The sequence below is a fragment of the Shewanella sp. 4t3-1-2LB genome (assembly GCF_017368415.1).
GTDB classification, from domain to species: domain Bacteria; phylum Pseudomonadota; class Gammaproteobacteria; order Enterobacterales; family Shewanellaceae; genus Shewanella; species Shewanella fodinae.
Genome location: NZ_JAFNJD010000154.1, coordinates 1 through 351 on the forward strand (window position 1 = coordinate 1; position 351 = coordinate 351).

Sequence of the window (351 nt, forward strand, 5' to 3'; positions counted from 1 at the left end):
TGAAAGCTAACTCTCTGGCTCCCTCAGGCTGCAGTAATGTTGATGTGTTTAATACATTGTCTGCGTTAGCGACAAAATTTAAAGAGTTAGGTGGTTATCAAGAACTGGCTAAGCGCTACTGTAAAAACATTTTATTAGGGACTTGGTTATGGCGAAATCAGTACGCAGGGGCGGCAAGTATTACTGTCGTAACCAGTAATGGTAACTCCTATGTAGTTGACGATATAAGAGAGATCACTTGGGGATCTCGTTGGCCTAATGAAGCATCAGAAGCTTTAAATGCGTTAACGGATGAGTTTCTGTTCGCACTCACTAATCCATGTGTCTTTTGGCATGCTGATATCACCGCAA

1 protein-coding gene is annotated in these 351 nt (G+C 42.2%); it reads left to right on the forward strand.

The annotated features are described in order from the left end of the window. Positions 1-351: type I-F CRISPR-associated protein Cas7f/Csy3 (locus J3L11_RS19070; protein ID WP_207572012.1), on the forward strand; the 351-nt coding region annotated here is incomplete at both ends.